This is a genomic window from Caballeronia sp., from assembly GCF_049581465.1.
In the GTDB taxonomy this organism is placed as follows: Bacteria; Pseudomonadota; Gammaproteobacteria; order Burkholderiales; family Burkholderiaceae; genus Caballeronia.
The window spans coordinates 1-9,225 of the sequence record NZ_JBAUSA010000298.1 but is presented as its reverse complement, the minus strand read 5'-3'; the positions used below and the strand labels follow the sequence as shown (position 1 = coordinate 9,225).

Sequence of the window (9,225 nt, the reverse complement as noted above, 5' to 3'; positions counted from 1 at the left end):
GCATGAACTGCGCGCGGAACTGATCGCCGACGCGCACGAGCGGCGGCAAGCCGGAGATCAGTTGCAGGTCTTGCGTACTGCGTATCGATACACTGCCCGTGCCGAACTGTCCCGCACCGACAGCCGCAATGGCCACGATACGAAAGCGCGTGAGCGCGTCGTTGAGCGGTACATCGACCGACGCGTCGCCGTTGGCGTCAAGCGTCACGCGCGGATTCCACAGCAGGAGCGTATCGAAGAGCTCGCGGGTCGCGCTTAAACCGCCACCACCGCCTGCCGCCACCGCTTTGCGTCCGAAGTGACGGCGTCCGACTATCTCCATTTGCGCCGTCGATGTTTCCACGCCATACGCGCGCCGTTGCAACATGGCATCGAGCACGTTCCAGCTTTGATTGGGCATCAGTTCGAGCAACGCTTCGTCCACGGCCGCGAGCGCGATTTGCGTTCCCGCCGGCGCGGGCTTGCCGCCTGGCAGCGTCACATGGACCTTCACATGCGCCTTCGAACGCACCGTGTACGACGCGGCATCGGTGGTAACGCTCACGCCGAGCTTGTGCGCCGTCGTGCCGACCTTGATCTCGCCCAGGCCGTATCGAAACGCCGGCTTCGATAAATCGACAAGCGGCGTAGGCGCTTCATATTGACGGCCTTCGTACCAGAATGCGTGCGCCCAATCGAGCGGCGCTTTCCAGCCCCATGTGAAGAACGAATACCACGGTACCTCGTGAATCCGGCCGCGAATGGCGAGCACGGATACATAGACGTTCGGTCCCCACGTGTCTTTTACCTTCAGGTCGATGGTCGGATTCTTGCCATCCAGTTCCATGACCTTCGTTTCCACGATTCCCTCGCGCTCCACCGCTACCAACGCGGTTGCGAAACGGAACGGCATGCGCACCTGGAAGCGTGCGGTCTCGCCCGGTTCGTAATAGGTCTTCTCGGGCAACACGTCGATCCTGTCCGTGTTCTCGCCGCCGAACCAGAGCGGATCCTCGCGCGTGACCCAGACGGAGGTGGTCGCGTTCGCCACGCGTCCATCGCCGTCTCTCGCCGTCGCGATCAAGTCGACATTGCCGGCCTCCTTGAGCGTGGCATTGCAGGCGAGCAGGCCGTGGTCGTCGCTTTTGCCGCTGCACAGCGTGCCCAGGTCCTTCGTCGCCGTGTGGTTGTCATAGGCGTAGAAGCCGCCGACCATGCGCTTCCTCGAACTCGTCACGGTGCGCGCAACGCCGCGAATTTCGAGCGCAATTCCGGCTCGTGGTTTGCCTTGCAGATCGACGGCCAGCGCCTGAACCGGCACCGCATTGCCCACCGATACCCACTCGCCCGCCTTGATGCCAGCCGCGACCGCGGCGGGCCATAGCGTGGCATCGCCGTGCAATGTCTGGATCTCGCCGTTCGGATCGGCGAAGGTGGCTTCCAGAGCGAGCCGTTTCGGCGCTTGCACAACGGGCAGCGACTTGACCGTCAGGGCGCCCGTGCCGTTGCGGTCGAGCGTGAGGGCGACTTTATCGGCGATAAGCTTCGCCGACGATGCATCTTCCTGCGCGCTGCTTTCTTCGTCGTCGCTGGTGGAAGGCGCGCTCGCGCCGTCGTCGCTGGGCTTCTGGTACGGTGAGAAGCTAAACGATTCGAACTGCGATGCAAATGGCGGCGATGCCTCCTTCATCAACGCCGACACCTGCACCGGAAGGTTCGAAGCGGGTCCGCCAGCCACGTATTCGATCTGCACCGCGAGCGGTGCTTCGGTCGCGCCCACCAGCGCCCCGGTCTTTTGATCCTTGATGCCGATGGACCCCTTGAATACGGGCAAACGGAATTCCTCTACGCGAAAGCTGCCCGTTTCGATGCTCGTGTGACCCGAGGAGTCTTCGTTATCGCCGCCGCTGTTGTCATTACTGACGGCGCCGTCATCCAGCGTCACGCTGTATTCGCCAAGTTTTGCGGCGGCGGGAATCGGGAAGGTCGAATCGGCGCTGTGATCGGCGGCCCATGTCAGCGGCAGATGGTAGGTCTGCCCACTACCCAGATGCCGGATCGTCACGCGCGAAGGCAGGTGCGACGGGAACGCGAAACCGTTCTGTTTTTCCTCGCGGATCAGGTGTTTCATCGACACCGTTTCGCCTGCACGCAGGAGCGTCTGGTCGAACACGGTGGTCGCGCGGGTGGTCCGGTCGGGGCTCATGTCGGTCGGAACCTTGAAGCGCCACGACTCGATTCCGCGATTCCACTCCGAGCGCACGAACGCCATATCCGGGCCGGTCTTCGGGTCATCGATCCGCGCCGATACGAAAAAGCCCGAGTCGTCCATGCTGTTTTCATCGCAAGCGCGCACCGGCACGAGGGGCTTGCCGATCGTCGCTATGCCGCTTGCATCGGTTTTTGCGACGGCAACCGGGTCGCCGTTGCAGTCGGTGACGCGCACCTGCGCGTTCGGCACGGGCTTGCCGCTATCGAGTGCAGTGACCCACACCACGCTGTTTTCCCGACCTTGCTTTAAATGCACGCCCAGGTTCGTGACAAGCACAGAGGTGCGCACATACATTGCCTGTTGCTTGCCGAGCAACGAGGCACCAAGCGCCGGCGACGCCAACTCGACCACGTAGAAGCCCGGTTTCGCGAGTGGAATCCCGACGACTTCGAACGGTCGCAGTGTCTTCGGATCGCTTCGGGGAATGCTCAAGGCTTCCACTCCCGGCTGGTTATCAAGTAAGGATAACGAACGGACATCGATTTGCGGGTCATTCGCGGTGCTGTTCGGCGCGTACATCGGCTTGGCGCCGTTGCTGAGCGCTTGCGGCATCTGTTTCTGGATCTGCGACAGCGGCAAATAGTAGCCGTCGAAGCGATCGACGGCTTTCATCCAGCGGCGAATGTCGGTATCGGTATCGACACGCAGTTTCGCCACGCTCGACTTGCCCGTGCCCAGGCCATTCACCTTGAGGTCGGCTTCGACGTGACGCAGCGTGACGGGCAGCATCGCGGGCATGTTGGGTTCGGCGAAGCGCTCGATGACCCCGAAGGTCGACGACGAGAACTTGGCGAGCGGCGGCATTGGCGCGGTGGTTGTCTTAAGCGGGAAGAGATCGGCGTTGGATAGCGCCCGGCCGCTCGCGTCCTTCAATCCTGCCGGCAGTTCTATCGACAGTTCCGCGCGCTCCGGCAGCGGCGCCGCGAACTCGACCGTGCTGATTTCACTGTCCTTTTCGTCGGGGTCGAATGTCGGCGTAGCCTTGCCTTTCGGCCCGTGCAACACGATTTTCGCGGCGTCGGAGCGCAGCACGGGCGAGCTGAAATGGATGCTCAGCGGTCGCAGTGGCGTGCAGGGCGCTTTGGCGTTTTCGCGTTCGCATGAAAAGCTGGCGGTGAAGGGGGCGCGGACGGTGAAGTCAAAACGCTTCTCTACGTCATTCGCTAGGCCGCTCGGGCCGGTTACGCCCGCGCCATAGACGAGTTGCATTTTCATCGCGGCGGGCAATGCTTGTTGGCAGGCGAGCGTCAGTACCCGTGCGCTGTCTTTTTCGAGGTGGAAGTGTTTGAGAAGGGCGGCGCGCGACGGGGCATCGATCGTTTTGACGGGAATCCGGTTGCCCAGTCCGTTGGATTCGCACCAGATGTTTTGGAGCGCTGAGGCGTCGGTTGCCGGGCCGTTCATACGCAGTACGAAGATCTGATTCTCTTCGATTTCATCGCCGCTTGGCTCGATGCTCGTGACAAACGGGCCGCCGGTTTCGAAGCGAAATTGGTGCGGCCCCGTCACTGCGTTGCCTGCGTTCGACTTGAGGCCGTTATCGAGATCGACCGTGCAGCGCATGCCCGGCGTCAGGTCCTGGGCGAAATCGAACGCCCAGGTTTTTTCGTCGATCCAATGTGCCGACCCCGCCGATGCCCCTCCACTGCAATGCACTTGCGCCGGCGCCTTGGCCGCTGGAGCGCCGAAGGCGATCATGGCTTCGTCGAACTTGATCAGGACCTGGCGGACCTGGGTGACCTTGCCTTGCGGCGAGACACTTATCGTGCGGGCTGCATCGGCGCGATGTGTGGCGGCGGTCAGGCCAACTGCCAGCAGGCAGAGGGCGGCCACGGTGACCAGCGTACTGGTTTGTCTTTTTATGACGCTGAACATCGGGGGCGCTCCGGATTGGTCGAAAACGCGGGCGATTTTACAAGAACATTACAGAGAGATTGATGGTTGTTTGCAGGGGTGGTGCTGCCAGCAAACGCCCAAGCCTACTTCAACCCCTCCCTCCCACCAAATAACGCCTGCTCACCCTCTGCCAGTAAAGAAACAGCCCAACCCCCGCGACGCCCAGGCTAGCCGAATTCGCCACCCAGAAACCTCGCGCGCCGCGCAACCACTCGGGCGCAATCCCGCCGATATCAAAACCGAGCAGGCAACCGCCGCCCAATCCAATTCCCCACAAGGCAATCGCGTAGATGACCGTCGGTACGACCGCCACCTTGTAGGCGCGCAAAACGAACGCCGTGCTGATCTGAAGGGCATCGAAGATGTGATAGAACACGACGATCGCCAGGAGTGGCATCGCGGCCGCCACGACCTGGCTGTCCGGCGTATAGGCTGCCAGCACGTAGGGCCGCAGCACGAACAGCGCAGCGGCATAGACGCACGCGATCCCGCACGCGAGCGCAATGCCGTGACGGGCGAGCAATCGCGCGGCTTCGAAACGCTGCGCACCGAGGGCCTGCGAGACCAGCGTCGACGACGCCACGCCAATGGACAGGGGCGTCATGTAGAGCACCGCGCCAATATTCCCCGTGATCTGATGGCCGGCAAGCGTGGTCGTGCCAAAGTGCGAGATGAACAGCGCCATGAAGGTGTATGACGTCACCTCAATCAAATATGACAATCCCATCGGAATGCCAAGTTTTAGCAGGGCCTTTTGACGTTGCCACACCGGCCAGCAGAACCGCGAAAACACGGCGAACGGCCGGAAAAAATCAACCCGGACCAGCACCGTGATGCCGACGATCGCAATTAGCCAGTTGATCAGCGTGCTGGCGATCGCGCAGCCGGGACCGCCGAGCGCGGGTACGCCCATGCCGCCGAAGATGAGCCAGGTGTTGAGCGGAAACTTGAGGACCAGCGCGCCGATTTGTAGAAACATCACGAGGCGCGGCTTGCCGACCGCATTCGCGAGCGAGCTATAGACGCGAAACGCGAGACTGGCAGGCAATCCGAGCGACAGGATGCGCAAATACGCGAGGGTGCGCTCGTGCAGGGCAGGCGGGGTATCGGCGATACTCAGCAACGGCTGCGGGAAGTAAAGGCAAACAAAGCCGATCACGGACAACACCGCCGCCAGCCAAAAAGCCTGTCGCACTTCTTCGCCAATCGCAGCGTCGCGGCGCGCGCCGAACAACTGCCCCGCAATCGGTTGCAGCGCCGTCAGGATGCCCGTCATGCCAATGTAGACGGAGATGTAAATCGACGAACCGAGGCCGAGCGCGGCAAGGTCGGTGGCGGAAAAGCGGCCGACCATGGCGGTATCGATCACGCCAAACGCGATGATTGCCAACTGGCCGATCAGTACCGGCCACGCCAGCGCCACGATCTTGCGGACATCCGGCCACATGCTTAAGTCGTTCCGCGATGCAGCGTCTTCGGACGCGGCCGCTTGACCGGTGGGACCGGTCGTTCGATACGCACATAAAGCCGGAAACGTTCGTCGCGGTCGGCGACCCGGCGGCCTTCCCACACGAGCTTCCACTCGAATGTCGAGATCGACGAAGGTTCGCCGAAATCCTGCGTGTCCTGGCGCAGGATGACGTCGCAGTCTTCATCGAAGGCGAAATGCATGCCGCCGAAATACGCGAACGTGGCGATTTGCGCATCGCCCAGGCGGACCGGGGAGATGCACGTGTAGTCAGCGGGAAGGTGGTCGGCGATCTGCTCCGCCACGTCGCGATACGTCCGGCTGTAGTTCACTACCGGCAGCCAGAGGGTCATCAGCAGGACCCACATGAGCGTCGTGCCCGCGCTCGACAGCACGACGCTGCGCCAGAGCACTTTCGGATGACGCGCGAGCCGCCAGCGCGCAAGCGAGAACCAGCACACCGTCACGGCGACCGCGCACGCAAACGACACGATCTTGAATTCGGGGTGGAAACCCGGCGCCAGGCGCGCGAGATTGCGGGCGAGCGGCGCGGGAAAACCGTACAGCCCCGCGCTCCACACCAGCCAGACGAAGGTGGCGAGGAGGGTGAAACTGAGCATCGCGAACCAGTCGATGGCGTTGATCGCGCCGCGCTTGAGCGTGGGCAGCGCGAACGTGGCGAGCACCGAAAGCGGCGGCAGCAACAGCATGAAGAGACGATTGCTCTGATGGCTTTGCAGTACGACGAGCACCAGCAACGGTCCGATGACCGACATCGGCACGCCCACGTGCGGCGAACGCCGCAGCCCGCGCCAACTGACGAACGTCCAGATCGCGAGCGGCCATGCTGGCCACGTGAAAAGCGGCAGATTCTTGAGCGCGTACGTCAGCTCTTCCACCGGCGAGCCGGAAAACGCGTCGAAACTGCCGCGCCACCATTGACGCAGCCACCATTCGCCGTCATCCGGGTAATAGTGCAACACGGCCCACACCCAGGCGCCGATCATCAGCACCGCCACCGGCAAGCCCAGCACAAGCAGGTGGAATGGGCGCACTTCGCGCACGATGACCGTCATTGCGAGCGTGGATAGCAGCAGCGCGAGCACGAGGACCGGACTACTCGACAAACCCACGAAGCCGATCGCCGCGCCCCAGATCAATGCTCCCTGGACGGGCTTGTCGCAACTGCGCACAAGGCCGTACAGCAGCAGCGCGGTGCCGGCGAACTGGCCGAGTTGCGGGGTGGTTTCGTGACCGCGCTCGGCGAGGCCGAAGCACGCGAGCAGGATCAGCAGCGCCCCATCTGCGAGGGTGCGGCCGTAGTCGCGCGGCTCAGGCTCGCCGCCGAACGCATATTTGAACGGCTGCGCTTCCTCGCGCCGGCCGAGGAGATAAGCCGTGTACCAGACGAAGGCGCACGCTAGACAGAACAGCAAGCCGGTCACGACCCGTGACGCGTTGCTCGCATCGACCCATGGACTCAATAACCGGATAAAACCCGCGCCGAACCAGTAAACCAACGGGCCATCGCCCGTGAGCGCCTTGCCGACCAGATTCGGCAACAGCCAGTCTTTCGGGCCGCCGTTGGCCATTGTCCACATCACGCCAAAGCCCGATGCATCCTCGTTTTTCCACGGGTCGCGGCCAAACAGCCCGAACGCGGCGTACACAATACAAATAGCCAGCAGCAACCAGCGCGGCAGGGCGCTCGTGGCGGAGGCGGTCAGGCGGACGACATTTCGCATGCGTTGGGCAAGGAGCAGGACGGATGGAGCGGCGCGGAGGCGATGCTGGCAGTGTGACGGGCAAGTTCAACCCGTCACGTGGTCTTGCCGAATCCGGCATTGTAAGCGGCTGGCATCGCGCAAGTCACTTCGAGTGCGACGTCGATGCGACGGCTTGGCGCATTCACGCAGCACATTGTGCGGGTGCGCAGACAAAAAAAGGGCAGCTCGCGCTGCCCCTTTCTAGAATCCCGCCAGCAAAATCGTCTTACTTCTTCGACGAGAACGCTGCGAACTTCTTGTTGAACTTCTCGACACGGCCGGCCGTGTCCATGATCTTTTGCTGACCGGTGTAGAACGGATGCGATTCCGACGACACTTCGATCTTTGCGAGCGGGTAGGTCTTGCCTTCGAACTCGCCAGTTTCGCGCGTGTTGATGGTCGAACGCGTGATGAACTTGAAGTCGTTGGACATATCGACGAACAACACTTCGCGATAATTCGGGTGAATGCCTTCTTTCATGGTCTTTCCTTGGTATCTGTCGGTAGCCAGCCCTGCTCTGCGAATTGCTGCGAGCCACTTGCCTAAGGTCGAAAAGCGGCGATTATGACAGAAAATCAGCCGCTTTGCATGTAGTCAGGGCCCCGGGACGGGGATTTTACGCCGATTCTATGTGGATTGGAGCGCACCGGCGCCCGCCGGATCCTGCCGGTAGTAACGGGCGAGAACCCTATACAGGTCTGGATAGTCCCGTTCGAACGCCACCGGCTGCACAAACAACGCCTCGCTGCAAACCGCAAAAAACTCCGACGGATGGTCCGCGGCGTAGGGATCGATCAGCGAGTCACGTTCGAAACGGTTCCATCGGCGGGCCGGAACCGCATCGACCTGAGCGCAGAAATGATCGTACGCGGGATCAAAGACGTCGTTCCACGCGTCCGAATCGAGTGGCGCGTGCCAGCGCCGGAACAGTGGCGGATGGCCATCCGCTTCGCCAGTGAGCATGTCGATCTTGTGCGCGAACTCGTGAATGACCACGTTGTAGGCGTCGGCCCCGCCGTCCGTCCGCGCGCTCGTTTGTGCGCTCATATGCGCGTCCTCCCACGACAAGACCACCGGGCCACCTTCCCAGGCCTCGCCGCTCGCATCCTGCTCGATTTCGTGCACCACGCCGTCCTCGTCCTCAACGGTCTTGCGGATCACGAACTCGCCCGGATACACGATCACGCCGACCCAGCCGCGATACAAATCGAGGCTCAGGTTCAGCACGGGAAGGCACGCCTGGACCGAGATGGCGACGATCATCTCGTCGGTCAACAGCAGGTCGTGCGCCGTCGAAAACTCCTTCTCCGCGATAAACAGCGACGTCATCTCGCGTAGACGGGCGCGATCGGCGTCGTCCAGGTGACTCAAGAACGGCAGGGCGGCGAGGGTTGAGTGCCAGAGAGAATTGTCGATGGCATGCCTGCGCAGCGCCCGTTCGCGCCGCTTCCCCGTGATCAAGCGAGTCAGAAAGTTGGCCATGAAGTTGTGTCGGTCGATTTGCTTGTGCCAGCACGCGAAGACACGCCCCCGCAAAGCTGCAATTCGCCAATGCGTGTGCGGTGTCCTGATACTCCAGATTGTACGGATTTACGGCCTGCGCGAGACGCGACGTGGGCAGTGCCTGCCGACGCTGCTCGCGCTCATTATTTCTTGGCATTGCTACGTTTCACTGAAGTTTCAATGACCAAAAAAAAGCCGCCCGCGAAAGCGGGCGGCTTTTGACTTCGTATTGCACGCGTGGGGCTCAGCTACCGCCGCGACGCATCAGGTCGAAGAACTCGGAATTGCTCTTGGTCTGGCGAATCTTGTCGAGCAGGAATTCCATCGATTCGACTTCGTC

5 protein-coding genes are annotated in these 9,225 nt (G+C 62.0%); all 5 read right to left on the bottom strand.

Annotated features, from left to right (window positions below; all coding sequences use genetic code 11):
* On the bottom strand, positions 1-4,126 hold a 4,126-nt coding region (locus tag WCA53_RS07450), incomplete at its 3' end, for an MG2 domain-containing protein (protein WP_423907505.1).
* A 109-nt stretch (positions 4,127-4,235) separates the two neighbouring features.
* On the bottom strand, positions 4,236-5,594 hold the full coding sequence (locus tag WCA53_RS07445) for an MATE family efflux transporter (RefSeq protein WP_423907501.1): 1,359 nt from the start codon (positions 5,592-5,594) through the stop codon (positions 4,236-4,238).
* 2 nt (positions 5,595-5,596) lie between these two features.
* On the bottom strand, positions 5,597-7,360 hold the full coding sequence (locus tag WCA53_RS07440) for an ArnT family glycosyltransferase (protein ID WP_423907499.1): 1,764 nt from the start codon (positions 7,358-7,360) through the stop codon (positions 5,597-5,599).
* Between the two features lie 247 nt (positions 7,361-7,607).
* Positions 7,608-7,862, bottom strand: coding sequence for a type B 50S ribosomal protein L31 (locus WCA53_RS07435; RefSeq protein WP_423907497.1), 255 nt, complete (start codon positions 7,860-7,862; stop codon positions 7,608-7,610).
* Between the two features lie 147 nt (positions 7,863-8,009).
* Positions 8,010-8,864: a zinc-dependent peptidase gene (locus WCA53_RS07430; protein ID WP_423907494.1), complete on the bottom strand. Its 855-nt coding sequence runs from the start codon at positions 8,862-8,864 to the stop codon at positions 8,010-8,012.
* Positions 8,865-9,225 lie beyond the last annotated feature (361 nt).

Excerpts from the sequence above, each read along its gene's own strand:
- WCA53_RS07445 (WP_423907501.1), bottom strand. The coding sequence starts at position 5,594 with ATGTGGCCGGATGTCCGCAAGATCGTGGCGCTGGCGTGGCCGGTACTG.
- WCA53_RS07440 (WP_423907499.1), bottom strand. The coding sequence starts at position 7,360 with ATGCGAAATGTCGTCCGCCTGACCGCCTCCGCCACGAGCGCCCTGCCG.
- WCA53_RS07435 (WP_423907497.1), bottom strand. The coding sequence starts at position 7,862 with ATGAAAGAAGGCATTCACCCGAATTATCGCGAAGTGTTGTTCGTCGAT.
- WCA53_RS07430 (WP_423907494.1), bottom strand. The coding sequence starts at position 8,864 with ATGGCCAACTTTCTGACTCGCTTGATCACGGGGAAGCGGCGCGAACGG.